The sequence below is a fragment of the Thermosphaera aggregans genome, from assembly GCF_014962245.1.
Lineage (GTDB): Archaea > Thermoproteota > Thermoprotei_A > Sulfolobales > Desulfurococcaceae > Thermosphaera > Thermosphaera chiliense.
In genome coordinates this window covers 852,165-877,202 of the sequence record NZ_CP063144.1, presented here as the reverse complement: position 1 = coordinate 877,202, position 25,038 = coordinate 852,165, and the positions used below count along the sequence as shown (strand labels likewise).

Annotated in this window: 25 protein-coding genes and 1 pseudogene; 12 read left to right on the top strand and 14 right to left on the bottom strand. The window is 43.5% G+C overall.

What is annotated here, in order from left to right; all coding sequences use genetic code 11:
* Positions 1 to 12: 12 nt before the first annotated feature.
* The 3 genes from hypD to IMZ38_RS05035 are packed head-to-tail and all read right to left on the bottom strand — an operon-like array spanning position 13 to position 2,410.
* On the bottom strand, positions 13 to 1,128 hold the full coding sequence (gene hypD, locus IMZ38_RS05045; protein ID WP_193435816.1) for a hydrogenase formation protein HypD: 1,116 nt from the start codon (positions 1,126 to 1,128) through the stop codon (positions 13 to 15).
* A gap of 4 nt (positions 1,129 to 1,132) precedes the next feature.
* Complete coding sequence (locus IMZ38_RS05040; protein ID WP_193435815.1) at positions 1,133 to 1,750, bottom strand: nucleotidyltransferase family protein; 618 nt, start codon at positions 1,748 to 1,750, stop codon at positions 1,133 to 1,135.
* 12 nt (positions 1,751 to 1,762) lie between these two features.
* On the bottom strand, positions 1,763 to 2,410 hold the full coding sequence (locus IMZ38_RS05035; protein ID WP_193435814.1) for a DUF47 domain-containing protein: 648 nt from the start codon (positions 2,408 to 2,410) through the stop codon (positions 1,763 to 1,765).
* A gap of 241 nt (positions 2,411 to 2,651) precedes the next feature.
* On the opposite strand from IMZ38_RS05035, the gene IMZ38_RS05030 reads away from it, so the two are divergent.
* On the top strand, positions 2,652 to 3,032 hold the full coding sequence (locus IMZ38_RS05030) for a helix-turn-helix domain-containing protein (RefSeq protein ID WP_193435813.1): 381 nt from the start codon (positions 2,652 to 2,654) through the stop codon (positions 3,030 to 3,032).
* Here IMZ38_RS05030 and IMZ38_RS05025 read toward each other — a convergent pair.
* Positions 3,029 to 3,328, bottom strand: coding sequence for a hypothetical protein (locus IMZ38_RS05025; RefSeq protein ID WP_193435812.1), 300 nt, complete (start codon positions 3,326 to 3,328; stop codon positions 3,029 to 3,031). The genes IMZ38_RS05030 and IMZ38_RS05025 overlap by 4 nt on opposite strands.
* A 296-nt stretch (positions 3,329 to 3,624) precedes the next feature.
* Here IMZ38_RS05025 and IMZ38_RS05020 point away from each other — a divergent pair, with 296 nt between their 5' ends.
* The 3 genes from IMZ38_RS05020 (at position 3,625) to IMZ38_RS05010 (ending at position 5,315) form a co-directional block, all read left to right on the top strand.
* Positions 3,625 to 3,909, top strand: coding sequence for a DUF211 domain-containing protein (locus IMZ38_RS05020; RefSeq protein WP_193435811.1), 285 nt, complete (start codon positions 3,625 to 3,627; stop codon positions 3,907 to 3,909).
* A gap of 6 nt (positions 3,910 to 3,915) precedes the next feature.
* Complete coding sequence (locus IMZ38_RS05015) at positions 3,916 to 4,650, top strand: BUD32 family EKC/KEOPS complex subunit (protein ID WP_193435810.1); 735 nt, start codon at positions 3,916 to 3,918, stop codon at positions 4,648 to 4,650.
* A gap of 86 nt (positions 4,651 to 4,736) precedes the next feature.
* Positions 4,737 to 5,315 (top strand): YfcE family phosphodiesterase, encoded by a 579-nt coding sequence (locus IMZ38_RS05010; protein ID WP_193435809.1) that lies wholly within the window; start codon positions 4,737 to 4,739, stop codon positions 5,313 to 5,315.
* Between the two features lie 11 nt (positions 5,316 to 5,326).
* Here IMZ38_RS05010 and IMZ38_RS05005 read toward each other — a convergent pair whose 3' ends face one another.
* From IMZ38_RS05005 to IMZ38_RS04985, 5 genes are all read right to left on the bottom strand, one after another.
* Complete coding sequence (locus tag IMZ38_RS05005; RefSeq protein ID WP_193435808.1) at positions 5,327 to 6,409, bottom strand: ABC transporter ATP-binding protein; 1,083 nt, start codon at positions 6,407 to 6,409, stop codon at positions 5,327 to 5,329.
* A gap of 15 nt (positions 6,410 to 6,424) precedes the next feature.
* Entirely contained in the window at positions 6,425 to 8,341 is a 1,917-nt protein-coding gene (locus tag IMZ38_RS05000; protein ID WP_319637034.1) for an ABC transporter permease, read from the bottom strand.
* 399 nt (positions 8,342 to 8,740) lie between these two features.
* Positions 8,741 to 10,375 carry an ABC transporter substrate-binding protein gene (locus IMZ38_RS04995; RefSeq protein ID WP_193435806.1) on the bottom strand — a complete coding sequence of 545 codons (1,635 nt, stop codon included), beginning with the start codon at positions 10,373 to 10,375 and terminating at the stop codon, positions 8,741 to 8,743.
* A 73-nt stretch (positions 10,376 to 10,448) separates the two neighbouring features.
* The gene (locus IMZ38_RS04990; RefSeq protein ID WP_193435805.1) at positions 10,449 to 12,347 is read right to left on the bottom strand and encodes a glucodextranase DOMON-like domain-containing protein; all 1,899 of its coding nucleotides are present in this window, start codon (positions 12,345 to 12,347) and stop codon (positions 10,449 to 10,451) included.
* A 68-nt stretch (positions 12,348 to 12,415) separates the two neighbouring features.
* Positions 12,416 to 14,593, bottom strand: coding sequence for a metallophosphoesterase family protein (locus IMZ38_RS04985; RefSeq protein WP_193435804.1), 2,178 nt, complete (start codon positions 14,591 to 14,593; stop codon positions 12,416 to 12,418).
* Between the two features lie 62 nt (positions 14,594 to 14,655).
* On the opposite strand from IMZ38_RS04985, the gene hjc reads away from it, so the two are divergent.
* Entirely contained in the window at positions 14,656 to 15,090 is a 435-nt protein-coding gene (gene hjc / locus IMZ38_RS04980; protein ID WP_193436928.1) for a Holliday junction resolvase Hjc, read from the top strand.
* A 36-nt stretch (positions 15,091 to 15,126) separates the two neighbouring features.
* On the opposite strand, the gene IMZ38_RS04975 is transcribed toward hjc, so the two are convergent.
* From IMZ38_RS04975 to IMZ38_RS04960, 3 genes and pseudogenes are all read right to left on the bottom strand, one after another.
* Positions 15,127 to 15,417, bottom strand: coding sequence for an MTH1187 family thiamine-binding protein (locus IMZ38_RS04975; RefSeq protein ID WP_227410960.1), 291 nt, complete (start codon positions 15,415 to 15,417; stop codon positions 15,127 to 15,129).
* A 43-nt stretch (positions 15,418 to 15,460) separates the two neighbouring features.
* Positions 15,461 to 16,297 (bottom strand): annotated as a pseudogene (locus IMZ38_RS07315) (alpha/beta hydrolase).
* Positions 16,298 to 16,361: 64 nt separating this feature from the next.
* Complete coding sequence (locus IMZ38_RS04960) at positions 16,362 to 17,657, bottom strand: glutamine synthetase family protein (protein WP_193435800.1); 1,296 nt, start codon at positions 17,655 to 17,657, stop codon at positions 16,362 to 16,364.
* A gap of 104 nt (positions 17,658 to 17,761) precedes the next feature.
* Between IMZ38_RS04960 and IMZ38_RS04955 the strand changes: the two genes are divergently transcribed.
* Positions 17,762 to 18,214 (top strand): Lrp/AsnC family transcriptional regulator, encoded by a 453-nt coding sequence (locus tag IMZ38_RS04955; protein ID WP_193435799.1) that lies wholly within the window; start codon positions 17,762 to 17,764, stop codon positions 18,212 to 18,214.
* A gap of 81 nt (positions 18,215 to 18,295) precedes the next feature.
* Here IMZ38_RS04955 and IMZ38_RS04950 read toward each other — a convergent pair whose 3' ends face one another.
* The gene (locus IMZ38_RS04950; protein WP_193435798.1) at positions 18,296 to 19,213 is read right to left on the bottom strand and encodes an NAD-dependent epimerase/dehydratase family protein; all 918 of its coding nucleotides are present in this window, start codon (positions 19,211 to 19,213) and stop codon (positions 18,296 to 18,298) included.
* Positions 19,214 to 19,395: 182 nt separating this feature from the next.
* Here IMZ38_RS04950 and IMZ38_RS04945 point away from each other — a divergent pair, with 182 nt between their 5' ends.
* From IMZ38_RS04945 to IMZ38_RS04925, 5 genes are all read left to right on the top strand, one after another.
* Positions 19,396 to 20,328: a S1C family serine protease gene (locus tag IMZ38_RS04945; RefSeq protein WP_193435797.1), complete on the top strand. Its 933-nt coding sequence runs from the start codon at positions 19,396 to 19,398 to the stop codon at positions 20,326 to 20,328.
* A gap of 186 nt (positions 20,329 to 20,514) precedes the next feature.
* The gene (locus IMZ38_RS04940) at positions 20,515 to 21,756 is read left to right on the top strand and encodes a dicarboxylate/amino acid:cation symporter (RefSeq protein ID WP_193435796.1); all 1,242 of its coding nucleotides are present in this window, start codon (positions 20,515 to 20,517) and stop codon (positions 21,754 to 21,756) included.
* A gap of 254 nt (positions 21,757 to 22,010) precedes the next feature.
* Entirely contained in the window at positions 22,011 to 22,379 is a 369-nt protein-coding gene (locus tag IMZ38_RS04935; RefSeq protein ID WP_193435795.1) for a hypothetical protein, read from the top strand.
* A 3-nt stretch (positions 22,380 to 22,382) separates the two neighbouring features.
* Positions 22,383 to 22,670: a hypothetical protein gene (locus tag IMZ38_RS04930; protein WP_193435794.1), complete on the top strand. Its 288-nt coding sequence runs from the start codon at positions 22,383 to 22,385 to the stop codon at positions 22,668 to 22,670.
* 57 nt (positions 22,671 to 22,727) lie between these two features.
* Complete coding sequence (locus tag IMZ38_RS04925) at positions 22,728 to 23,204, top strand: ferritin-like domain-containing protein (protein WP_193435793.1); 477 nt, start codon at positions 22,728 to 22,730, stop codon at positions 23,202 to 23,204.
* Positions 23,205 to 23,240: 36 nt separating this feature from the next.
* On the opposite strand, the gene IMZ38_RS04920 is transcribed toward IMZ38_RS04925, so the two are convergent.
* Positions 23,241 to 24,554 (bottom strand): RuBisCO large subunit C-terminal-like domain-containing protein, encoded by a 1,314-nt coding sequence (locus tag IMZ38_RS04920; protein ID WP_227410959.1) that lies wholly within the window; start codon positions 24,552 to 24,554, stop codon positions 23,241 to 23,243.
* A 110-nt stretch (positions 24,555 to 24,664) separates the two neighbouring features.
* Between IMZ38_RS04920 and IMZ38_RS04915 the strand changes: the two genes are divergently transcribed.
* Entirely contained in the window at positions 24,665 to 25,027 is a 363-nt protein-coding gene (locus IMZ38_RS04915) for a hypothetical protein (RefSeq protein WP_193435791.1), read from the top strand.
* The last annotated feature ends 11 nt before the right edge of the window (positions 25,028 to 25,038 follow it).

Sequence of the window (25,038 nt, the reverse complement as noted above, 5' to 3'; positions counted from 1 at the left end):
TCACCATTAAGACTAAGTGTTTTCTGCCCATATCCTACAAGCTCCCTCGCTACTAACCATGCATGGACCGTAGGGTTGCTGAGGCTTGCACCCTTTCAGGAATAGGGGGCACTCAAAAGGTTTTGCAAGACCGAGGACAACTTTGTCGCATATGCAACCAGGCAGTTTGTCTTCAACTATCCTTTCCTCTAATCCGAGTTGGGCAAGGATGTCTAGTCTTCTATAAGGCTCTCTGAGCCTTACCCCGCTTCCAGGTATTACTCCTATTCCTCTCCAGTAACTATCAGCGTTTTCGTGAACCTTATCTATCACTTTCTTCACGAACGTATTCCCCTCTGGTTTAACAACTCTGGAATACTCGTTGACTAGATCTGGCTTACCCTGGCTCAACATTTTCACAATTAGAAATATTGAGGTGAGAACGTCGACGGGTTCGAACCCGGAGACTACTACAGGGATCTTAAATTCCTCAGGCAGAAACCTCCAGGATTCTGAGCCTATGATTGCTGAAACATGCCCAGGTGCTATAATGCCGTCTATCTCAACCTCTGGGTGATTATTCAATAAGTACTTCATGACTGGTGGAGTATACCGGTAAGTAACTAGGACAAAAAGGTTATCAGGTACTTTACCGTAGAACATTGGAAGGGTTGTGGCGGGCATGGTGGTTTCAAAACCAACAGCGAAGAATACGAATTTTTCAGAAGGCTTTTCAGCAGCAGTTTTAATAGCATCAGTGAAGCTGTAAACGACTTTGACGCGACCCCCCATACTAGCTGCTTGGAAGAGGCTTCTCGGCTTCTTACCACTAGTACCTGGTAGTTTGTAAGCATCCCCGTAAGTTAGAACCGTGTAGCTGTCGAGGCTTAAATCAATAAGCAAGTCAACATAGTAACCTGGGGTGATGCAGACAGGGCAACCTGGACCAGGAATCAGTTCAATACTGGGGGACATCAAGCTTCTTAAGCCGTAATGGGTAATAGTCCATTCATGCGTCCCGCAGAAATTCATTACCCGAACAGGTCTTCCTAATTCCTTGGCTAGGATTTCAGACTCCCTGTTGATCTCGGCAGCTATTTTCAAACCATATTCCCTGCTTCTAAGGGGGTTAATGATTTCATGAGACACGGTTTCACCTCATCAAAGCGTTTTTAACTCTGATGTAGTCTAGGTAGGTGTCGAAGTCCAGTGTTACCCCGGGGTATAGTGTTTCAACTTGTAAAATATTATTATGGTATTTGTCCACTACTTTTTTCAACCCTTTAGTTGATTCATCAATGCTTGTCAAATCGTCAACCAGGCTCGAGGAGAAGAGAATTGGGTGTCCTCTTCTCCCTTTATAACTAGCCACTGCGATCATGGGCCTGTAACTGTAGAAAGCGTTTACAAGTAAGTCGTAAACAAATGGGTGTATCCAGGCTGCATCACCCGGGTTCACCATTACTCCATCTATTCTATCACCATGCGAAACCAGGAATTCAATCCCTTTTTTCACACTACTGCTCATTCCTTCCTGGTAGTTTGGGTTGTTAACAAATACTATTCTTTCATCCTGCACGAATTTGACTACTGCTTCTTCAATCTCCTTATTCATAAACCCTGTGACCACAACTATTTTATCGACACTCCTCGACTCCGTTATATTGCTAATAGTTTGAGCTATGAGCGGTCGATCATGGTACTTGAACAAGAGCTTGTTGCCTTCAAACCTCCTGCTCAACCCAGCAGCCGTCACTATACAGGAAATCATTCATGATCCCGGCTACTTCCCTATGATGAAGAGCTTGTAAATATCTCCTACATCTTCAGCCCTATCCGTTATTTCTTCAATGTCGTCAATGATGCCTGGTAGGAAGAGGCATATTGAATTCACTTTTTCAGAACAGTCCTTGCACAACTTTTCAAGTAATTTGAATCTTAACTCGTCGACCTCTTCCTCTCTTTTCTCAATCATGTTTGAGTACTCAAGCGCCTTAGAGGGGTCTTTGATTATGTTTTCAACCATATTGACAACAAAATCGCACGCCTCGACAGTGTTGTGCATTATTTCCTCCATGACCTGATAGTAACTATCCGGTATACTTAATCCAACATGGTACATTATTATCAATCTTTTAGCAGCCGATTTCGCAAACCCTACTATTTTATCCAGCTCGATGGTAAGCCTCAGAATGTCCTCCCTGTCATCGGGGTGAAGGAAGCTACTGTGAAGCTCTCCAATTATTTCTCTCTTAATCGTGTCAGCCTGCTTCTCAATTAATAGGAGCTCGTTAAAACTTGCCTCTGCATTTCCCAAGTCATTCTTTTTCAAAGCTATGAGTAATTCGTTTAAGAGTTCAACACCTTTCAGTACGTATTTAGAGTGGGATTTAACTTTTTCAAACACTTGCTCAATAAACTTACTTATCAAGCCTCATACCCCGTTCAAGTATCATGTATTCTAACACCACATAATAAGTTTGCGAGCACTCTAACATTTATAGCAAGTTTTCAAAACCTTTAATGCTGTCTAATTCAGTGTATATTGAAATATCTATTTGAACAGTTCTCTACAATTCTTGTTAAAATGGTTTTTCTGTTATTTTTTAACTTTAAATAATTAAATTTATAAAATCGTTTTAATAAGAAATAAATGGTGAAGGCTGATTGATATGAGTGAAATAGATTATTGCAGCATATACGATGTTAGATTCCTTGTTAGAAAAAACATATATTTAACGCCTACGCTAATGAGGAGTCTCGAAGCAGTTATAACCTTGAAAAAAGCAACAGCAGACGATGTGGCAAAATATACTAAACGACCGAGAACCATTGAATCCAGGTACCTCGCCCAGCTGAATAAAATAGGTATTATCGGGAAGGTTAGGGAGGGTAGAAGGATTTACTATTTGGAACCAGTTTCAGCATTAAAGGACTATGTTGAGAAGCTTGGCTATGAACAACTAAATATTGAGCAAATAGCGCATCAAATAAGCATCCCAGCCGATATAGCCAGGATCGTACTTGAGATGATAAAAACCGGGAGGGCCTAGCTGTTTAGGGAGATAAACGCGGTGAAATCTTTACTGCCTATTTTGAGAGTCAAGGCAACTTTATCAATGTTTTCAGGGTTTTGTTTTAAACCTTCAGCTAGGGCTTCCACTAATTTACTAATCAATAATGTTCTAGAACCCATACCCTTTCTTGCAACAAACTTGTCGATAACAGCTAGGGCATCTTCGTCAACTCTCAGGGAGACAACCCTTTTCTTTGATTTAAGAGGAATCTCGATAATGAACGATTTTGAGGGTTCGTATGATGAAGATTTTCTGTAAGCTTCAACGGTCATTGATCATGCCCCATCTTTATATTGTAAAGCTGATAGTTAATAAGTAACTCCTAGTTTTCCCACTTTTACACCACTATGAAAAGCTTTATAAAGAACAGTCAAAAAATTTTATTTTATACAAATAAAATAATTGAATAATTTGAAGCGCCTAGCTTATTAACTCTTTAGGAATATAGATATGATCAGATGAGTCCTGCAACGCCCTCGAAGCGAGGGAGGGTGAGCAGGACTGACTCCCCTGGGCAAGTCACCTTTAAAAACTGCTTTAACACATAAATACCGAGGGATGTCCCGGATTGTTACGTAGGCTCATACTAGACGTTCTATACCCTGTTCGCGGAGAATCCATAGTGGAATTATCCATTCATCTGAGCAAGGTAGAGGGTGTTGAAGCAGTAAACATAACTGTCAAGGAAGTAGATGTTGATACTCAAAACATTCTCGTTGTAGTGGAGGGTGAAAACATCAGCTTTAAAGAATTAAAGGAAGTATTGGAGAAACACGGTGGAGTAATACACAGTGTTGACCAGGTTTCTGCCGGATCTAGAGTGATAGAGCCACCCCAATATCTGATAGAGTGAGCGTGTTTGGAAAGTATATTAAATTACCTAGATGATTTTTCCAGACAGACCCAGGTATATGAATTCAACGGGGAAAAACTAGTAGTTAAAAATTATCGGAAGGAAACAGGAATTTTGAAATGGTTACTTATTAACGCAACAAACTTAACTATTAACATATATCCTTTCGCCTTTCAACCTATTAAGAGGCTTGAAAGAGAAGCTTTTTTCTTTAGGGAAGCACCTGAGGTGTTGAAGAAGCCAAAGGTTTACGTAACCGACTTTATGAGATTGAAGTTAATTAGGGAGTATGTTGAGGGCGATTTTTTCACAAGTGTAGACAGCGAGACAGCTTACCGTGAGCTTGGTTATCATCTAAGCGTGCTTCACAGAAAAGGATGGGCCTTGGGAGATAGTAAGATATCCAACTTCGTATTATCGGTTAAAGGAATCTACATTGTTGATGCTGAACAGGCTACTCCCTCCACTGATATCCGCCACTATGCATGGGACCTGGTAGTGTTGGCTTCAACCATGGTTTTATTCAATATTGAAAGCATAGTTCAACGAAAAAATGATTTGGAAAGATTCATGGAAGCATTCATAGAAGGTTACGTAGAAGGGTCGGAGACGGTTTCACAGGAAGTCGCGAGGGTTTTAGAAAAGCCAAGCTTCAGAGCACTCACCTACCTGCTAGTGCCGCATCCTTTCAGCAAGTTCTTCTTAAATACATGGAAAAAACATGTTGCGAAAGAATTTTAACAAGCTCTGCATGATATTATTTCACGATGATGAATTACTCCCGGATGGAGAGGTGACATAAACATACCCGTCTGAGGTAACAAAGGTTGACTAGAATCCTCATCCTTGGCGATACTCACATACCTGATCGGGCAGAAAGGGTGCCGAAGCCTCTCGTGAGGTTAGTGGAGAACGGGGCGTGGGACTCTGTTCTATTCACAGGGGATTTGACCTCTGGCGAGGTGAAGGCGTGGGTTGAAGAGCTCGGGGAAAATGTTTTTATTGTTAAGGGAAACATGGATTTCCTACCTCTTCCTGCTTACCAAAAACTCTCGATACGTGACTATGTAATAGGCTTGTATCATGGGCACGGGATATATCCGCGCGGAGATTCTAGAAAACTTGCCGAGATCGCTAAAACCATTGGAGCTAGTGTGCTGATTACAGGTCACACGCACGTTCCATTCGTGAAAACCGACCCTTCGAGGGAAATTCTACTTCTGAACCCCGGGTCTGCCACAGGTGCGTGGAGCGGTGAGCTTGAATCCGGGCCACCTAGTCTCATGATTGTTGAAGCCCGAGATGGATATTTTGAGATTAGACTCTTCAAGCTTGTGGGAGGCAGTATTATTGAAGAATTGTTTTCAGCTGAGAGAAAGGATAAATGGTATGTTAGGATGGGTTGAAATGGTTGAAGCTACTCCTGAACAGGAGGTATGACAATCGTGTGTTCAGGCGGTATGTGAAGTAGGATCTCTTCTCCTACTCTAACAGGCATCGTGTTGGGGAAGTAAGCAAGTAGTGATAATCCACCTATTTTAATCCTCGACTCGATCTTATCGCCAATGAACATCGCAAAATCCACTACCCCTTTCACAGCGTTTTTAGAAGGAATCATTGTTGAAACCGGTTTAACTACTTCAGGTCTGATCACCACAGCCACCTTGCCTGGGAGTGAGTCAAACGGGGTTGTACCCTCTAACAGCATCTCAGTGCCTTCGAGCCTGACTGTTACGATGCCATTAGTTTTTGAGACCAGCTCTCCGTAGTAAATACTGCTACGACCTAGGAAGTCTGCTACAAAGATGTTTCTAGGCTTAAAGTATAACTCCTGTGGAGTGCCGACTTGGACAAGACTACCCTTGTTCATTATTCCTATCCTGTCACTGATACTGAGAGCCTCCAGCTGATCATGGGTAACGTATATTGTTGTGATCCCCAGCTTCTTCTGTATCTTCTTAATCTCCTCCCTCATCTCAACGCGGAGTTTTGCGTCAAGGTTGCTCAAAGGCTCGTCAAGGAGTAAAACCCTGGGCTTAACAACTAATGCCCTTGCAAGCGCTACTCTTTGCTGTTGCCCACCACTTAGCTGGAGTGGATACCGGTCCTCCAATCCTGAAAGCTTAACCAGTTCGAGAGCCTCTAACACCTTTTTCTTAATGTCCTCGTCCGTCAGCCCCAGCTGCTTCTTCCTTATTTTCAACCCATATGCTACGTTTTCATAAACAGTCATGTGGGGCCATAAAGCATAGTTCTGAAACACCATTGCCGTGTTTCTCTTATAGGGTTTTAAAAACGTGACATCCTCGTCGTCAAAGTATAGCTTGCCTGAGTCAGGTATCTCGAAACCAGCGATAATTCTCAACGTTGTAGTTTTACCGCAGCCGCTAGGTCCTAGGAAAGTAAATAACTCCCCCTTCTCAATGTCTAGGGTTATGTTGTTAACAGCTATGACGTTACCGTAGGTTTTTGTTACCCCCTCGAGCCTGATCCGTGTCAAAAACCCACCCCCTCCCTAAGCACCTATAAATGCGTATCTTTGCTTAAATACGTAGACAACTATTAACACGGCAACTAGTTGGAGCAGGATCAGTATTGTCCCCATGGCTGCTGTCACTTGAACTCCGATGCCTGCTCCTCCGCTATAGTACTGCCTCATATAATATGTTAACGGGGCTTGATTCTCGTTTATCCCTCCGAAAGTAATGCTCGTGCTTACTTCTGTGGACATGTATATAAATCCTAGTAGCGCCCCGCTTAACACGTATCCTATTATAAATGGGAATATCACTCCGAACACTACTTTGATCCTCGATGCTCCGAGATTCATAGCTGCCTCCTCAAGGTTTTCATGAACCTGCTGGAATCCTGCGAAGACGGATCTGACAACATAAGGTAGCCTTCTAACGCTGAAAGCTATTATAAACACTATCCATGCTTGAAAGCCTGGATTAGCTGGGTGGAGGAAACCTAGAATGCCCGGGTTCAACTCACCAATGAATGAGAAAACTATGTAGTAGCCCAGCGCGACGACTAGTCCTGGTATGGCGAGAGGTGCTGTTGCAAGCGAATCCAGCAGGTTGCTCAGCCACTTGATCTTTAAACGGCTGACGCTGTATCCAACACTAATTGCTATGAAGACTGCTAATACAACTGATATGGATGCGTATATGAAGGTGTTCTTTAAGTAGTTTAAAATATTAGGATCTGTTAAAGCCTTACTCATATAGATGGTTAAATCATTAATTGAAGACGGCATTTGAAGCACTAATCCTTGAACCTGGCCGGCTTCAATTTTCACGTAAGGCTGGAGAATGTTGAATGACATTAAAACCACACCGATTTGCGGGAAAGCAGTGAAGAGCACTAGGGGGAAAATCCCTAGGTAAACCGCTATCGAGCCTAAAACACCCAGCTTATGCTCCCTCTTCTGCCATCTTCCACCCCTGCTTATCATCGCATATGATCTCATTCCCACGTAGTTCCTAATCGCTATGAAGCCTGTTAGCGAGATGAATAACAGGATCAAACCTAGAGCAGCCTTTTCAGGGTAAATCGCTCCTCTAGCGTTTATTATCCCATCGTAAATCTGATAGCTTATTAAATTCTTATAGTTGAAAACTATTGGGGCGGCCAGATCCTCAAGGCTGAAAATAAACACTATTATAGACCCGGCCACAATGCCTGGTAGCGCTAAAGGCAGTGTAACATTGAGAAACAGCTTCAAACCTTTCGCACCCAGGTTTTCAGCCTGCTCCTCAGTTGAGGGATCCACGTTAAGGAAGCTTGCATAAGCGTTCAAGTAAACTATAGGGTAGAAAGTCATGATTTGAGATATGATTACGCCTGCCAACCCCTCTACTCGTAACGTGTATCCTGTGAAATACTTCACCAATTGCGAAATCGGGCCTCCCTCACCCCAAAGCAACCTTATGACGTATGAATTGACAAACGGGGTTACAAACAATGGAACCATAGCCAAAATCCTGAGTAGCATTTTCCCTTTGAAATCGTATCTTGCAAGAGCAAAGGCCACGATAGCGCCGAGAACCGTGGCTACTAAAGTAACAATTGCCGACACTAGTAAACTGTTAATTAATGACCCATAGTCCACTCCTTTCAAAATCATCAGTTTTAAAGGCTCCACGATTTTAATAGGGTCTTTATCGAGGGGGTTGAGGTTAACATATGTTAACGTCGGCGATTCCGGTCTTAAATGCCCTCTTAAGATAGTCTCAAAGTTACTCCACCATTCACCGCCGACAGGAGGGATAAATGCGTAAATTAATACTGAAAGTATAGGAATTATAAGGAACGTGAAAAGGTATGCGAAGCCAAAAATCAGGAAGAACCACATGGTTCTATCAAGTTGAGATATCGTAGACCTGATTTTACGGGCAAATCCTCCCGCAACCCCTCTAGTAACTTCCATTGCAATTTTCCTTTTTTTAAACCTCTCATGTAGAAATCCTGACACAGAGAGAGATAGAAAAGGCGTAAGAAACATTCCTAATGCAGTGGGAACACCTTGTATATAAAGAACAATTACGAAGAAAATGTAGAGAAATGAAATTATTGAAAGAAAACTCAGGAATGAGCTAAACTTGATTCTTCTGAAGTCAAAACCTTTGTACAAGAAAAATGGGCCTAGGCTGAAACCGATGAGCCATAAACCTGTTTCCAATATGCTCCCATCAGTTTTTGAAAGACCTAAATCCGGAATAACCATGTAAACCAGCGAAAGAACAAGCCCGAATATAAATACATATAAAAGCTTTATCTCTCTCATTGCCCTCAACCTTCATTATTAAGGGATTTTTTGAAAAATAATTTAAACCTTCCTCCTTCTAAGGAAGAAATAGAACACCACTATTGCAATCACTGCTATTAGGATAATAATGCTTATTGGGATTTGTCCTCCCTCTCCTCCTGGTGAAGATGTCTCTTGTGTTGTCGTGGTTGTTGGAACCGGCGCCCCATTTAATGCCTGTTGGAGTAGATTCAATGCCTCCCTATACCTTTGACGTGAGAGATCCTCCCATGTTCTTCTCAAAGTACTTTGAATCGGTCCCTGGGTTATGTATGGGTTTATTCGTATCGCATATTCGAGAGTGAAAGTGACTGTTTCATTTGACAAAGGATCTGTGAACTGTAACGGTCTCGAAATATACCATACGAGGTAATTATACCAGTCCTTAGAAATCCTGCCTTCAAGGTATGCGTTAGCGATTTGAGCCCATGCTGGAGTCAGATCATCGTGGGCATTAACAAGGGTGGCCTTAAAATAGTTAACCACGGCGTCAACCCACTTTGTGGATAGAGTCTCATTGAAGAGTATCCCGCCAGCTTGCTGAATATTCTGCAAGGCTTGATAAAGGTCAGGCCTCTCCTGCCCTCCAGGGGTGTTGAAGACCCGCGGGTTTATTGGTAGCCTGTTTATTTCGCGATCTAACCATACCTGTTGTCCACCGTATTCGCTTAAGACCCATGCCACGAAAGCAGCAGCATGGACAGGGTATCTCGAATCTTTCAATAGGGCGATTGGGTCGGCGTTAACTATTGACTCGTTAGCTGGAATAATGTACTCACATGCAGGATTATTGCTCATGGCCATGTATCCGTAGAAATCTATTGTTGTCCCTATTCCTATATCTCCCTGTATGACAGCATCTCTCACGTCTCCGCTTCCCGAGTAAATTATCGCGTTGGCTGCGAGAAGGGTTAGGATGCGCCAGCCTTCCTCCCAACCCTTGGCTTGGAGAATGATTTCAAATATTCTGGTATTACTAGTACTCATCGTTGGGTCAGCTATCCCGACTATGTGAATGTAGGGAAGGTATCTAGCGTACTCTGGAGAGGCGAGATCGCCCCATTTAGCAGGCGTTGGTACTCCATAACGATTTAACACATTCTTGTTGATCGTGAAGCCGAAACTACTAACGCTAGCACCAATCCACACTAAGCTACCATTACCATCAACCCTATAAGTTTCAGCGCCGGCAATTCTTTCCGGGATCTTCGACAACTCATAGAGGATTGCGTTATGGGCAGGATGTATTGAGCTGTTTATCTCCTGGAGAAAGCCCATTGCGTAAATATTATTGAAAAGAGTTGGCCCCCCTCCCCAAGCAACATCAATCGGGGTTCCAAGGGATTTAGCTCTGGTAATGTAATCAGGCCATGATTCCGCTGCAACATACAAGAACTGGATGTCGATAATCCCCAGCTCCTGTGCAACAGGACTATTTAGGAACAGTTGCTTGGTTAGAGACAGAATCGACTGTTCGTGCCGAGTTATCACTCTAAGGACTACTCCTCTATCGTTTGTCAAGCTTTTCAAATATTCAAGCCAAGGATATGGCTCGCTAGGGACCCATGGCCACTCTCCAGTTGTTGAAGGTATCGACACTAGGGATGACAGGATAATCAGTATCATGCTTACGCCGACGAGTAGATTTCGCAACATGATCTCACCTGTTTTACTTATAGGATTTAACTTATTAAATAGTTTGAGAAGGGTTTAAGGTTTAAAAAAGGTTTTACTTTTTCCTCATCATCGTGACTGCCATTACAATTATGACAAGCAGGAGTACTCCAGCAACAACGCCGGTTATAGTGTAGTCTGTCACGGGAGATGTCTCAGTCTTCGTTGTAGTTGATACCTCGGTCTTTGTCGTGGTAATGGTTTGGGTCTCGGTTACCGTTGCACCCACTCCGGGCTCTAACAATCCGAGAAGTTTCACACCGCTTACTTTTGCTGGGATATTGTTAGCTGTGTCATAGCTTGTCAACATGGCATACTGGGCTTCCGGTGTTGGAGCTAAAATGTCTATCACCTTGGGCTGGACACCGGCTAAGATGGCTAAGGGATCTCCTCCGCCTAACACCCACTCTCCAGGATCACCAGTTTGGACTCCTCTTACCTTTCCTTCACTGTATCCGTCATAGCTTGAAAGAGCTACGAATACGATCCAGTTCCTGATATTCTCGACGTCTGCCAGCAGGCTCTTAGCTATTTTAACCTCTATAGTGTTGGGCTCGGCCTCGCTGAGGTAGACGTCAAACACTGTGTTGTTGTTGTACTCATCTGCTAGCATACTCATGTTAGCGTTGAATAGAACTGAGACCTCTCCATCGGGGTAGGGCGTGGTACCCCAGCCCGGTATGGCTATTACTGCGTAGTGCCATCCATGCCATATCTGTACTCCGAGACCTATGCTGTTAGTACTTATCGGCAGTGCTTCAGAAGTCGTTGCTATGTAGATTTGAACGTTCTGGAGGCAGAACCCGTTAGGGCCATTCCACGGGTTTCCGCCCAGGTTCTTCACGGTTGTTCTAAAGTAGATGAAGTTGTCATCCGCGTAGGCTCCGAATTTTACAAGGTCGTATATGGAGGGCTGGAATACAGGGTTGGTTGGATAGAGGAAGGTGCCAGTGCCTTTATCGTCTCCCACCGGGTCTGAGAACACGGCGATCGTCTCCAATCTTGTAATCGGATCATACGTCTCTAGAATCCTTATGAACCATTTTATAAGATTTGTAACAAACTTGGGTCCATCTAGTGTGACATTATAGTATGAGGAAGCCCATGCCGGCTCGTAGTCACCGTAGAGCGACTCTCCAGCTACTACTATCAGGTTGTTCTTCTCCTGATGATACTCGGCCGCGTATGCGATGAAGTTCCAGTCGCCTGTGCCATATATCAACGGGTCGTACACAAACGGGTTTGGAGCCTGGTTGTCACCAATGTATGCTAGATGGTACCAGGCTATTCTTATCAATCCTGGGAATGTCTCGTTCACAGGGTCGTGGTAATTGCCCATCTCATCCTGCCAGATAACAGCTGTCGGTCCGTGCATGAGTATCGGGTATTGCACTCCCTCGTCTAACACGTTTGTGAACAATTCGGAAACGTTGTCAGGCTCGACGAAAGCTGTCATACGGTAGTATGCACCACAGCATACTGGTGAGTCAACTCCTTTGTAAGTGTAGTTTCTGCATGGAGTTGGTGAGTAAACGGCTCCTTGCTCAAGCCTTAGTTTTGCACCAACATACTCTAGCAGGTTGTTCACGGCCGCTATACTGTTCACTCCTCCGCCATAATCACTGTCTCCTGCAACGTACAGCACCTTGTCTCCTTTAGAAAGCCATTTTACCAAGGCGTCTAGCTCTTCTGGCGAGAGACTAGCGGTAGGCTGTCCTATAAGCAGTATGTCAACGTCGGCTAGAACGGTTGCCGTGAAGGATTCATTTATTATTTTCCAGTTGACGAATGTTATATTACCCATTATATAGTCTAAGTACTTATTGCTCTCGCCGTGGGCGAGATCGACTCCAACAGTTACTGTTTGACCGGGTTTTACGAGCGCGTTTGTAGTCAAAGGTATTGCTGATATTAAGAGTAGTGAGATAATTAGGATTAAGATCGCTTTCTTCATACATGTTACACCTTTCAATAAATGTTAATATCGGCATGGTATATAAACTTAAAAGAAGCAAGGAAAAACTATTTTTTAAGAAAGAATACGTAGATTACTGCCACTGCAACAATCAATACGACTATTGCTAACCCGATTAATGTGTAGTCCGCTTCTTCTTGAGGCGGGGGTGGCTCCGTTGTGATTAACGGTGGGGTTGTTGTCATGGTTGTAGTTGTAGGTGTGGTGGTTGTTGAAGCGGTTTGTGTCTCTGTCTCCATGGTTGTGGTTGTAATGGTTGTCGTGGGGGACTCAGGCTCGATGACTACGTCTGAAACTACTAGGATAGGGTTTGCAGGGGCTTGGGCACCGTATGGTACAAATGTGATGTTGAAGACTTTGATACGTGTTCTTCCGTAGTAATCTGTAACAGTCGTGTTAAGCAATACTGACTTGGTAGTGGCGGATACTATTGTGAACTGAAGAGTATAGGTTATGTTGTTTAGTTTCTGAGTATAAGTGCTGGGTGTTTGAGTATATTCTAAAGATGTAGTGTTTGCCCCGTCTGTCAAGACGAATGATACTGACTTGATGCCCCATTCAGAATCCGTTCCTCTAAGGTAAAGGGTGAATGTCCTGTTCAAATACGGAGGCCTCGGAGTATAGGAGCCTACCACGATGTCAGGCGGCTCCGTGTCTGGGGCGTTGAAGATTGTTAGCCCGATATTGTCTCCGTAATTCACAGCTAGTCTCAGAGATAGATAGAGGAGGCTGTTCCTCATATATGCATTAATCTCTAGTACGGAGGGATTCCCCGTGTTGATAACGTAGTTGAAGCTTGACCCGTTCCATGGTAGTATCCAGAACAGCTCTCCTGAAATGTTTAACCATTCCAGATTATTACCAAGCGAGACCGTGTACGCATTGTTAGACTGGGCCAGTTTCACCAGGAAGTATGTCTTGTTAGACCATCCTAGGTTGTTTGTGGGAGGATAAATTCCTATTGGGATACTGTTCAGTGCTAGAGGAGTTGAAGAGTTTTGGAAACCAATGAATGTTGGAGGCTTGACAGGGAAGGAGACTTCTCCGGTTTCAAGGTTGAATTTGAAGAACCCTATTGCGTCGTAACTAGCGGTTCCATGTGCCGTTGTGGTAAAGGTCATGAACAATGTTGTAGTATTAGTTCTAATACTATTGTATTTAACGAAGAAGTCTCTGTGAACGTGTCCTGAAAGAACAAAAGTAATGTTGTAATCCTCGATCAGTTTTAACACGTATCTGAAAGCCGTCATATTGTTACTCCAGTAGCTGCTAACAGGGGTCTGAACTCCTTGAGAGTATGGTTTCAATGTTTCGGTGTCATTGTACCACGTGTATAACTCGCCCTGGTAGTAGAACATTGGGTGGTGAACAAGTATGGCTTTGAACGGTATGTAATTATAGTTAGATAGTACCTCCTCTAGGAAAACTATTTGCTCCCAGCTCGGGGTTCCACCCTCACCGGTGAACAATCCCACTACTAGCAGTCTATCCCCGAGAATCCTGTACCAATAAGAGGGTCCGAGGTATCTCCTATAGCTGGAGTCTGGCACATCATGATTACCAGGAATCCCGAGGATGGGGTACTTGTACAGTAGTGAATACCTATAGGTCTGTGCCGCATAGTACTCTCCAGGAGAGGCTTGATCCGTTATGTCCCCCAGCCAGAATATAAGGTCAGGGTTCAACAGGCCGGCCAGGGTAAAGGCTGAAACCCTGTTCACATCCCCGGTCAAAGTGTCGGGAGTACCTGTTATAAAGTGAAGATCAGTCATTACCGCGATCTTTAGCTCACTAGGCCATTGGGAGACAACCCAAATGCTTCTCTTAACATGGTACGTTGCTGTATTCGACTCAACCACCAAGTCGTATAACCCGTCTTCAACGCCCGACGGCACAATGAAACTATATTGGTCTACACCAGCCTTCTCAACTTCTAATGAGTAGTTAAGATACACCAAGTTGTTGTTCACTATTTTCGCCGAGACCAGGAATGCTCGAGTTATTGATAGCCCTGAATAACCCTGAGCTAATGTAAGCTGTATTACACTGCCAGGTTGGACAATCGCAGGCAATACAGGACCTATCTCTTTAAAGATGTTCTCTGTAACGTTGTAGACAATCCCTGGCAATATTGTCGTGTTCTCCGCGTTTCCGAAGCCTGCACTGGATATGAGAAGCAGGAGGATCATGGTTGCGCCGATCATTAAGTACAACTTGCTGTTCACATCACTCACCATCTTAATTTAATCCTGAAAGGACTATAAATTTAGTATAGGGCTTGACTGGTATGAGCAACCGGAGAAGAGGATTTTCCCATGAAAGAGATCTAGTTCAGAGGTTTTGGAACCATGGTTTTGCCGTAATCCGTTCTCCCGCAAGCGGATCCAAGGCTAAGACAATCCTTTACCCTGATATCGTAGCGATTTACCATGGTAAAGTCCTAGCCATTGAAGCTAAAACTATTAGAAGGGAGAGAACGATTTACCTGAAGAAGCAACAAGTTGAAAAGCTCATCGAGTTCTCTAAACGAGCTGGTGGAGAAGCTTATATAGCTGTAAAGATTGTTGGAACAGGAGAATGGAGATTTATCAGTTTGAACAGCTTACAGGATACGGGGGGTTTGAAGATTACTAAGACACACCTTTCCGCCTCCCTTAAACTAGAGGATCTTGTTTCAATTGTAAAAGGTGTGAGAAGGCTTGGTGACTTCTCAAAACACTGAGGAAACATTTCAGGATAGGTCTTGACAAACTATTCATTATTCGATAACTCTTCTCACCTTGTACTCCAACGATAACTCCTTGTCAAACCTGATGTCAAATGAAACATCGATAGCCATTCTAAAAACCCCTAAATCCCTCATTTTTTCAATTATTTCATCTATAAGTGTTGAAACTTCCATAATGCTTGAAGCCTCGAGAGCGGTTCCAAACGGGGTGACCTGGTAATTCACTCCTCGCTTTTTAATCACCTCTACTACTTCTTTTACATAATCCCCGATACTTGGCTTGCCAGTACCGATTGGGATTACGCGAATCACAGCTAACACTTTCAAGGCTCCAACACCTATTCTTAGATTTGTTGACTTGGGTTTAAGGGTTTTCTCTAGGTAGATTGCTCACCCAATCTATAACGTCCTTCACAACTTTCTCTCCGCCTGGCTCGAAAAATAAGTTATGTCCGAGGTCAGGATACACCTTCAACTCTTTAGGGTATGAAGCGAGAAGCTGATAAGCCCTCTTGCTTGCCTCGAAGGGTATGACTTTGTCTTTTTCACCATGAATAAGCAAGACCGGGACGATGATATCCCCCGCAAGCCTCCAGAATTTGTGTGACGCCTTAATCATTTCGTTAATTAACTTGACCGATACTTCTCTCAGACTGTATTCCAGATCCTTTGCTTTTTGAAAGCCCTCTATTTCCTCGGGTGGCCCTCTTTGTAACAGGATCTTGGAACGCGGAGCAAACCTTAATGCTAGGCTTAGAATGAGTTTTCTAACAGGGTTTAAGGGAATTTGGAGAGCTGGAGCTAGAGCAATAACTCCTTTAGCAACTCCTTTATGCGTTGCAGCTGTTAAAAGCACTATTAAACCGCCCATGCTGTGCCCAAGCAGTACTACTTCCCTGGCTCCTACGCATCATCTAGCATAATCGGAAAAAGCTTTGATATCCTCCACATAATATTGGAAATCATCGACATACCCTTTATCGTTTTCACCTGCGGTTCTACCATGCCCTCTTTGATCATGCATGCAGAATCCAAACCCGTGTCTTGCAAACTCCTCGGCAATAGGAATGTAGATCCCGCTGTGCGCTGTCAACCCGTGCGAACCTATTATTAAAGTGTGGAAAATCTTCTCAGGAACTACGCACCTGTAAAACACCCTTATCCCTGTTTCAAGTAGTGCATAATCTTCCACAATCTTCATAAACATCCCTAAAACTGCAACCATTTAATCTCTAACGAATACATAGGTATAAAACGTTTTAAACCTAGGAGATATGCTCTAGAAGTTGGTACTCGAGAACGCTCGGGAGGGTTATCTCAGCAACTACTTCACGCATCTTTAACTCAACATACTTTTCTATGAAAGATTTTGAAAACACTGGTTTCAAATACTCGTAGTCAGACATTAACTCTTCCAACGCTTCTTTAAGCGACAAAGGCAGTCTCCTAATATTTGAAAACCCCTGTTTCTCGTAAAGATTGAACTCGACCGCATCCCCCGGATCTATTTTCTTCCTCAACCCATCCATTCCAGCTAGTATCAGTGCCGGTACTCCAAGGTACGGGTTCATGGAAGCGTCTGGATTACGAGCCTCAATGCTTTCCCCATTTCTCGGGATCCGCACCATCGCGGTTCGATTTCCATAACCCCATGCTATGTGGACCGGGGCCTCGAAGCCGGGGGCTAGTCTTTTATAACTGTTCAAAGAGGGGTTTGTGAAAGCTGCCAGGCTTCTTGCATGCTGAAGTATTCCTCCTATGAAATACCTTCCCTCCTGGGATAGGGCTCCGTCTTCGAACAGAATATTCCTGGCGCCCACCCATAGGCTTAAGTGCAGGTGTAGACCATTTCCATAATCATCCGTGAATGGCTTTGGCATGAAAACGGCGGTCAGCCTCTTAGCTTTCGATACTTCACGAACTGTTTTAATGGAGAGAATTATGTTATCACAAGCTTCTAAAAGAGGGTAGGGTCGGAATGAAATCTCATACTGGTTGAAAACCCCGTTTTCCCTGTGGATTTTAAGCGGAGCTATGCCTGCTCGTGTAAGAGCTGTTGTAGTCTCTTCGAGGATTTCATCCACTCTTGAGTGGATTGATGTAAAATATTTCCCGTTCCCCTGCCTGGTTAAACAGGTATTCTCCACGGGCTTCGCATAGAATAACTGTCTCCTTGAATCTAAGTAGTGCTTTATTTTCCGCATTATAAAGAATTCTAATTCATAACCAACAAGCGCTTCTAAACCATGCTCGAATAGATACTTACTAGTTTCCTCTGCCTTTAGCCTAGTATCCAAGTAATGCCTCTCACCCTTCGAAAAATAGACAGCGCCAACTACTAGCAACCCGCCCCCATAGCTACTTAAATCGACAAACTTACCTGACGCAGGCTTCAGAAACAAGTCCCCGTCTTCGACGCTTGCGTAATCAGGGAGGCTGGAACCGTCCACGCTCGTCTTAAACCCGTAGAGGCAGTCTGGTTTTTGATGGAGGAATATTTCGACCTCCCTGTGCACGCCTGTCACATCGGGGAATAATATCTTAATTTTTTCCTGCTGCATGATTTCACATACAACGCTTAAAGGTTTGAAATAGTTTAAAAAGCTTGAAAAGAAAAATTATAAAAATTCCACAACTTCATATAGTGTAAATAAGAGGTTTTACAATGATAATAGATGATTTAGACAAGAAGATCTTGGAGTTTTTACGAGAAGATTCAAGAGTAAGCTTGAAAATCATATCGGAGAACACCGGAAAACCCGTATCCACTATTCATGAAAGAATAAAAAGACTCTTCAAGAGCGGGATTTTGAGGAAGTTCACGGTCCTAATAGACTATGGAAGATTAGGCTATGGAATAAAGGTTTTAATACTGGTGAATGTGGATGGTAAGCATATTATTGATGTGGAAAACTATGTATCCCAGCATCCAAACGTTCAAGCAGTATATGACATAACGGGCGAGTTTGACGTCGCTGTTATAGCGGCTTTTAAATCAATGAGCGAGCTAGACAAGTTTGTGAAATGGCTTCTGCAAAACCCGTTTATCCGGCAAACTAGAACTAGTATTATTTTCCGAATTGTCAAAGAGACCTTCCACCTACCCATATCCGACTAGCTGAACAATCCTACAAGCAAAATATTGGATGGGAATTGTTCAATGACCGCGTACTTTTAACTCCTCTTTGGGCGTGTTTCACTATTCAACCTTGTATTTGTGAATAGTTTGGAGAAGCTTACTAATCCCTTCCTCTAAATTGATCGGGTTGAACACGATTCGCCCCCTGAGTCTCGAAACATCGGCTACACTATGCCTAACCTCTCCAATTCTCGCAGGTTTGAAAACAATATTAACCGAGCGTCCTGTAATCCTCATAACCAGTTTAGCGAGATCTATGATTCTCGTCCCAATACCCGTACCGACATTGTAAACCCTGTTGTCGAAAATATTTTTCGAGATGAATTCCTCGACAACTTTCGCAACATCCTCCACGTGGATGAAATCCCTAGTCTGCGTACCATCCCCATAGATTTCAAGGCTTCCGCCTTCAACAATGTTGGCGATGAATCTTGATACGACCCCTGCGTAACTGGGGTTTTGCCCAGGCCCGTAGACGTTGAACAATCTTAGCGAGACGTGTTTAAGCCCGTATATTTTCGAGTAATTCCCCAAGACTTGCTCGCCCATGAGCTTGCTCAATCCATAAGGCGAGGGAGGGTCAACGGGATCGTTCTCACTAACAGGTATTTTAACAGGGTCACCGTAAACTGCAGCCGAGCTTAAATAGATTAAAGGTATCTTCCTCTTAGAACACTCGTATCCTACTCTCGCAGTGCCCATGCTGTTCACATCGTAGTATTCAAGAGGGTTTTGAACACTCTCCTCAACATTCACCAATGCGGCAGCATGCACCACAATATCGAAATTGCTGTAGTCTTGAAAAGATCTCACATCTCCGATAATCACGGGGATCCCGTTATCTTTCAGCCGAGATATCCCCGTAGGGCTGGCTCTTTCAAGGTAGTCTAAAACCTTTATATCATATCCTTTACTACTGAGGTGCAGGGCTACGTGATGCCCTATAAATCCTGCGCCGCCGGTAACGAGCACCTTCACTGCATACTCCTCTCTACTGGTAATATGTTTTCGAGACATTTAATTATCGGTGAGCAACACTGTAAAAAATGTTTGCCTCCAAAATTGAAAATACCTTACATTTCACGGCAAGTTTTTCACGACTTCTTCAATCAACGTTGATTTTTTAAGATTAGAAAGCTTAAGCTTAAATGGTTATAAGCATGGATTTGAAGTCTTTGAGCAATGAAATCTCTAAAATCGTGGAACAGGTTAAACCCTCGGTTGTAACAGTTTCAACCCTTGTCGAGCACCCTCTTACGATTTTCGGGTACGAACCGGTTAAAGGGTTTGGCTCAGGATTCGTTGTTTCAAAAGGTTACATTGTAACCAATGCTCATGTAATCAGGGATGCAGCCAAAGTAACGGTAAGCTATGTAGACGGGTATGCCAGTAGGGCAGTTGTGGTAGCCGAGGACCCCACAAGGGATCTCGCACTCCTTGAAACGGAAGATTATGGTTCCCCGATAAAGCTGGGGGATTCATCTAAGCTCAAAGTAGGTGAAATAGTACTGGCTGTTGGCTCTCCGCTAGGCTTGTTCCAACACACTGTTACACTAGGGGTTGTAAGCGCTACGGGTAGAACCATTGTCGGGGAAAACATTGTTTTAGAAGACCTGATACAGACGGATGCGGCGATAAACCCTGGCAATAGCGGGGGACCCTTAATAAATCTCGACGGTGAAGCAGTCGGAGTGACCACAGCGATAATTCCGTTCGCGCAAGGCATAGGTTTCGCCATACCTATAAACACGGTGAAAAGATTTATCGGAATGATTGAAAAGTATGGGAGACCTTTGAGAGCTTGGATCGGGGTTTATGTAGCTCCCTTAAATCCCACGATAGCCTCTGTTTACAATATACCGGTTAAAGAAGGATTACTAGTGGTTAAAAGTATACCTGGCACGCCTGCTTATAGAAGAGGCATTAGGGAAGGAGACGTTATAATTCAAGCTAACAATGTCCCCGTTACGAGAAGTAGTGATCTTAAAGAAATAATTGAGGATAGCATTGACAAGGGGTTTGTAAACCTTTTGATTCAAAGAGGTTCCAACACATATTCACTTGACGTAGAAATTATTGTTCAACCTCTATAGGGACTAATAGCTAGAATTATCTTTATTTTAAGCATCTATGCGGTCTCCAATTTACAAGTTCAAGTTAAAAGCGTGATGTTCATCTATATACGTACAATACTATTTTTCCATGTTTGAATGAATTAAGATTTTTAACCTATACCTGACAATATTGTAAAATCATGTATATACGTTAGGGGTTGGTACATGAGTAATGAAGTAGTCTTCCAAATAAGGCTGGGTAAAAGACCATTATTGCTATTGATAAGTGCTATATTAGGGTTGGCTGTAGGAATCATTGTCGGAGAGCCTGTTAAAAACATAGCAATACTAGGAGACATTTATGTTGCTCTACTAAAATTCATAGTGGGCCCATTAGTATTCCTCTGCATTGCATGGGCAGTAATGAGCATGGGAGACTTAGTAAAGCTCGGCAAAATCTTCCTAGGATTCATACCCTACTGGATCTTCATGGGACTAGCATCGGTTGGAACAGCATACGCGATAGGCTCAATGCTTAAGCCGGGTGAAGGGGTTCAGCTACCAGGAGGACAGCAGGTTACTCCTGCATCTCTCACAATCGCGGATTACTTGAAAAACATTATACCCTCCAACTTTATCGACATGTTCTTGAATCTTAAAATGCTTCAGATAATATTCACCGCTATACTGGTTGGAATCGCTGTGGGCATAATAGGACGCACCACACCGCAGGTTAAGGAATTCCTGACAAGATTATTCGAATCCCTACTAGCAGTAGTCTACAAGCTATTAGACTTCATCTTATGGTACGGGCCAATAGGTGTTTTCGCATTAATGGCTAATGTAGCCGCTGTCGTAGGAGTCATAGCTGTAGGCGCGTTCGCCAAACTAGTGCTCGCCTTCTACGTGAGCGGGTTAATAGTTCTCCTGATAATCCAGCCATTAGTAATGATTCTCGTGGCAAGGTTGAACCCGGTGAGATTCTGGAAGAAGTACTTCCCAGCCATGATCACCGCCTTCTCAACGGCAAGCAGTAATGCAACACTCCCTGTCACCATAAACTCTGCAATAGAGGCAGGGGTTTCTAAAGAAGTTGCCACGGTAATCCTGCCCGTCGCAGCAACCATCAACATGCAAGGAGCCTGTGCAACTATCACTTTGTTCACGCTGTTCGCTTTCCAGGCATTAGGGATACCGCTAGGGTTTGGAGAGGTGTTAACACTAGTAGTCCTAGGATTCTTGGGAGCGACAGCCGCTGCAGGCGTCCCTGGTGGAGCCGCGATCGTTGCAGTAGCCACTGCAGCAGCTCTAGGTATTCCTGTTGAAGCAGCCGGCTGGATGGTTGGAGTCCACCCTGCAGTAGATCCGTTTGAAACAATGCTCAACGTCATAGGGGACCCGTTGGGCGCTACCATAGTCTCAAAATACGTAACGAAAGACTTTAATGAGGAAAAATGGAGAAAATAGTTTTTTCCACCTTAAATTAATCCCAACGTTTCATTACAACTTATTAACACACTGAAGCAGTTAGGGTACAGGGAGGGGAATATCGTCGGGCCAGGAAAATCCGAATAGGTATGTCTTTTTTCTAACCCCTACGTAATGACTGTTAGCTCCTCTATATTGTCTTATGAAATTGATGTGATCGATTTAACCCGTACAATGGCCGCGAAATTTTTATAGGTGCACCTATTATTAAGACATGTGCACTGGTGAGGCAGATGGCGTGTTTCATAGCACCATTGGTAACAGGCATATTGATTAAAACACTAGAGAGGTTCTTCAAAAATACTGCAGAGAAATTGAAACTCAACATTCTATCAACCATGTTGCTAGGTGGGAGCATGGTTTTAATAGCCGAGCACGCTTGGAATGGTGAAGTAACGATGTATCCGCCCTTCTTAACCGCCATGTCCAACCCCGCCGACATGGCAGTGGCTTTTAACGAGATAACGACGGTGGGCTTATTGATGACACTAGGGATTGCTGGATTATGGGCAGGTGGACTGATCATCTACTATAAGAATTCGAACTTAACCGAAAAGGTGAGGTCAAGGATTCTCACAGCACTGCCCCGCAAATGGTGCTGAAACGTGTACATGATAATCTTAGGATTAACAGCAGTATTCTCCACTGTATTGTGGTATAAGAATCTGGAAAAGGATGACTTACTATTCAAAAATCTTGCCCTTATAAGCTGGGCTGCAACATTAATGTTCATTGTGGATAAGGCGTACGCATTAATGGTTGAAGGCGAAGAATTCATAAGTACCTCGCCAGAATCAGTAGCCCTAGGGCTATTGCTATTGTTTATTGTCTTAACAATTTGGGTTGCATCCATTATGTGGAAGGATCCGAAGAAAGCTTTGAGAGCAAAATAGTTTAATTTTTCAATACAATTATTAACTCTTATGACTATTCTTTAATTGGTGATATTTATGAAAAATAGTGAACAAGTTGAATTATTCAAAAACATGAGCTATAAGGAAAAAGAATACTCTGATAAATTATTATCCACTATTGAAAAATTCAAGCACCCTGTTCTCGCGGCGGTTTTCTCTGCAGTAGGATTGGATTCCTTAAAGCATTCTAGACTATACGAGTCATTGGCTAAGCTGGCAGAGTCTGAATCCCCCTTCTTAACCGAGGAGGAGTATCGTGAAATAGAGAAGTCTATTGAGGAACACATCAGGCTTGAAGCAGAAATGGTGCGTTTGACTAAGGAATTACTCGATAAGGCTAAAGACCCGAGAATGAAGCTCATTCTCGAAGCAATACATAAGGATGAGATGGTGCATCACCAACTCCTAGTTTCTATTAGAGACAAGATTGCAAGGAAAGAGACCTTCACGGAGGAAACATTGTGGGATGCTATTTGGAAGGAAAGTCCCTGGCATGGAACCCCAGGAGGCTGACTGTGATTTAAAAATTTTTATTAAATTTTAAATTACTTACAATCCTAACATTATCGCCAAAGCTCCTTTCTTATACGCTTCTATCGCCGCATTCAGCTCTGGAGCTTCTTTAGCGTATTCTTCAAGGGGAATACCTTTCAGAACAGCATCGATGGCTTGCCTCATCGATTTAGCTCCAGCCTTACTCCCCCATGGGTGCGCATGTATCGCTCCACCGGCGGCTATTCCAATATCCACGCCTAAATCCCCTACCAGCTTAGGAACCTCCAGCTGAGTGTTTCCTCCGGATGGACAGGGCAGTGTCTGTTTCAACCCGCTCATCGGGGCCCTCAGATACTTTGCAACACGGAGGTATTTCTCCTTAGTGAAGGTCGGTACTTTACCATATGGTCCTGGATATATCACCATGTCTGCTCCAGCGATTCTGATGAGTTTACCAGCTACTAAGATTGATGATATTCCGGAGTAAGGTGAAACGTACGACATTGCGACATAGTCGGGAGTGTGCGCAAGTATTGGCATGTTTACGCTTGGATCCTCGGCCAGGTTTTTGAAAGCCCCAAGCCCAACGGAGTAGGCGTTCACCATTAAAGCGTTTCCACCCAACTGTTTTACTTTCTCAGCAAGCTCGAAAAGCTTAGGCGGGTCACTCGTGATGTTTACAGTGTAGAGTTTTTTCTCACCTGTTTCCTGCTCAGCCCTTTCAAGCATTTCCATGAATTTTACAACCCTCTCCTCCACCTTGTTGAAACTCTGGTTTGCGAGTAGCTCGTCATCTTTTATAACGTCCACGCCTCCTACCCATGCTTCGTAAGCCAGCTTAGCACCGACATCCGCGGGATAGTATACGCATGGTTTAACCATGGCAACTATTAAAGGCCTATCGTGAACCCGCATAAGTGTCCTCAATCCTTCTATCCCGTATTTCGGACCCTTGAAAAGTTTAATGTATGCGGGAGGCATCCAAACATCAACTAGCTTTATCCTGCCGAAAGCCATTATGTTGCCGGTAACAGCGGAGAACATTGTGGATAAGTCATTCTCAAAATTAACCCATGGAAACGCGATTGAAACCAAGAATCTCCTATAACCTTCCTTCGGAGTCTCCGTTTCATAGTCGGGAATCTCGTATAATCCTACGACCTTCCCGCCTAGATTCTTCCTCATCTCCACAGTCTCTGCAGGTGTTCGTATCCAGGTTCCAGTGGTCTGCTCAGCTGCGAAAGCCCTTGCAATCATGTCAGGCGGAAAGCCCACGGGTGCTTCAATTATGTAGTGGGCTATAATGTACTTATCGATATCTATGGTTTCATACAGCACGTCTAGAATATCCTCGTAATCTATTCTCATGGGTTTCAAGAACATACACCGTTTGATTTTTTGTTCTACGATTTAAATAAAAATTTGTAATGTTAAAACTATATTAGACATGGGAAGGTTTAAGTATAATTGGGACCTAAATGTCGGTTCCAGCCATCATTCTCAGAAGATTATACGTTAAGAAAAGCTTGAAGAATAATGAAACAGGTTTTCAGTTTTCCCTTAAAAACGTCTTAGCAGATGCTAGTTTGTCTAAACCTCTTGAAATCACCATTGACGACAAACCGGTTCCCCTCGACAAAATAACGCTGGAGTCGGATTCTAAAACAATACTGAACAAAGATATTTCAGACACAAACCCTGTGGACTTCGCACTGAACACTCTTGTAACAATAAGGATTGAAGGAATCAGGCTCGAACCAGGCGAGCATAAAATCGTAATATCCGCGGTAAGCAAGGAGTATGGTCCAATCAAATTCGATATTAAAGACGTTGTGAGCTGACACGATCCAGG

Bases quoted from the DNA above. Each gene is read 5' to 3' on its own strand.
- IMZ38_RS05040 (WP_193435815.1), bottom strand. From the start codon at position 1,750: ATGATTTCCTGTATAGTGACGGCTGCTGGGTTGAGCAGGAGGTTTGAA.
- IMZ38_RS05030 (WP_193435813.1), top strand. From the start codon at position 2,652: ATGAGTGAAATAGATTATTGCAGCATATACGATGTTAGATTCCTTGTT.
- IMZ38_RS05025 (WP_193435812.1), bottom strand. From the start codon at position 3,328: ATGACCGTTGAAGCTTACAGAAAATCTTCATCATACGAACCCTCAAAA.
- IMZ38_RS05000 (WP_319637034.1), bottom strand. From the start codon at position 8,341: ATGGAAGTTACTAGAGGGGTTGCGGGAGGATTTGCCCGTAAAATCAGG.
- IMZ38_RS04995 (WP_193435806.1), bottom strand. From the start codon at position 10,375: ATGTTGCGAAATCTACTCGTCGGCGTAAGCATGATACTGATTATCCTG.
- IMZ38_RS04990 (WP_193435805.1), bottom strand. From the start codon at position 12,347: ATGAAGAAAGCGATCTTAATCCTAATTATCTCACTACTCTTAATATCA.
- hjc (WP_193436928.1), top strand. From the start codon at position 14,656: ATGAGCAACCGGAGAAGAGGATTTTCCCATGAAAGAGATCTAGTTCAG.
- IMZ38_RS04960 (WP_193435800.1), bottom strand. From the start codon at position 17,657: ATGCAGCAGGAAAAAATTAAGATATTATTCCCCGATGTGACAGGCGTG.
- IMZ38_RS04955 (WP_193435799.1), top strand. From the start codon at position 17,762: ATGATAATAGATGATTTAGACAAGAAGATCTTGGAGTTTTTACGAGAA.
- IMZ38_RS04945 (WP_193435797.1), top strand. From the start codon at position 19,396: ATGGATTTGAAGTCTTTGAGCAATGAAATCTCTAAAATCGTGGAACAG.
- IMZ38_RS04940 (WP_193435796.1), top strand. From the start codon at position 20,515: ATGAGTAATGAAGTAGTCTTCCAAATAAGGCTGGGTAAAAGACCATTA.
- IMZ38_RS04935 (WP_193435795.1), top strand. From the start codon at position 22,011: ATGGCGTGTTTCATAGCACCATTGGTAACAGGCATATTGATTAAAACA.
- IMZ38_RS04925 (WP_193435793.1), top strand. From the start codon at position 22,728: ATGAAAAATAGTGAACAAGTTGAATTATTCAAAAACATGAGCTATAAG.
- IMZ38_RS04920 (WP_227410959.1), bottom strand. From the start codon at position 24,554: ATGAGAATAGATTACGAGGATATTCTAGACGTGCTGTATGAAACCATA.
- IMZ38_RS04915 (WP_193435791.1), top strand. From the start codon at position 24,665: ATGTCGGTTCCAGCCATCATTCTCAGAAGATTATACGTTAAGAAAAGC.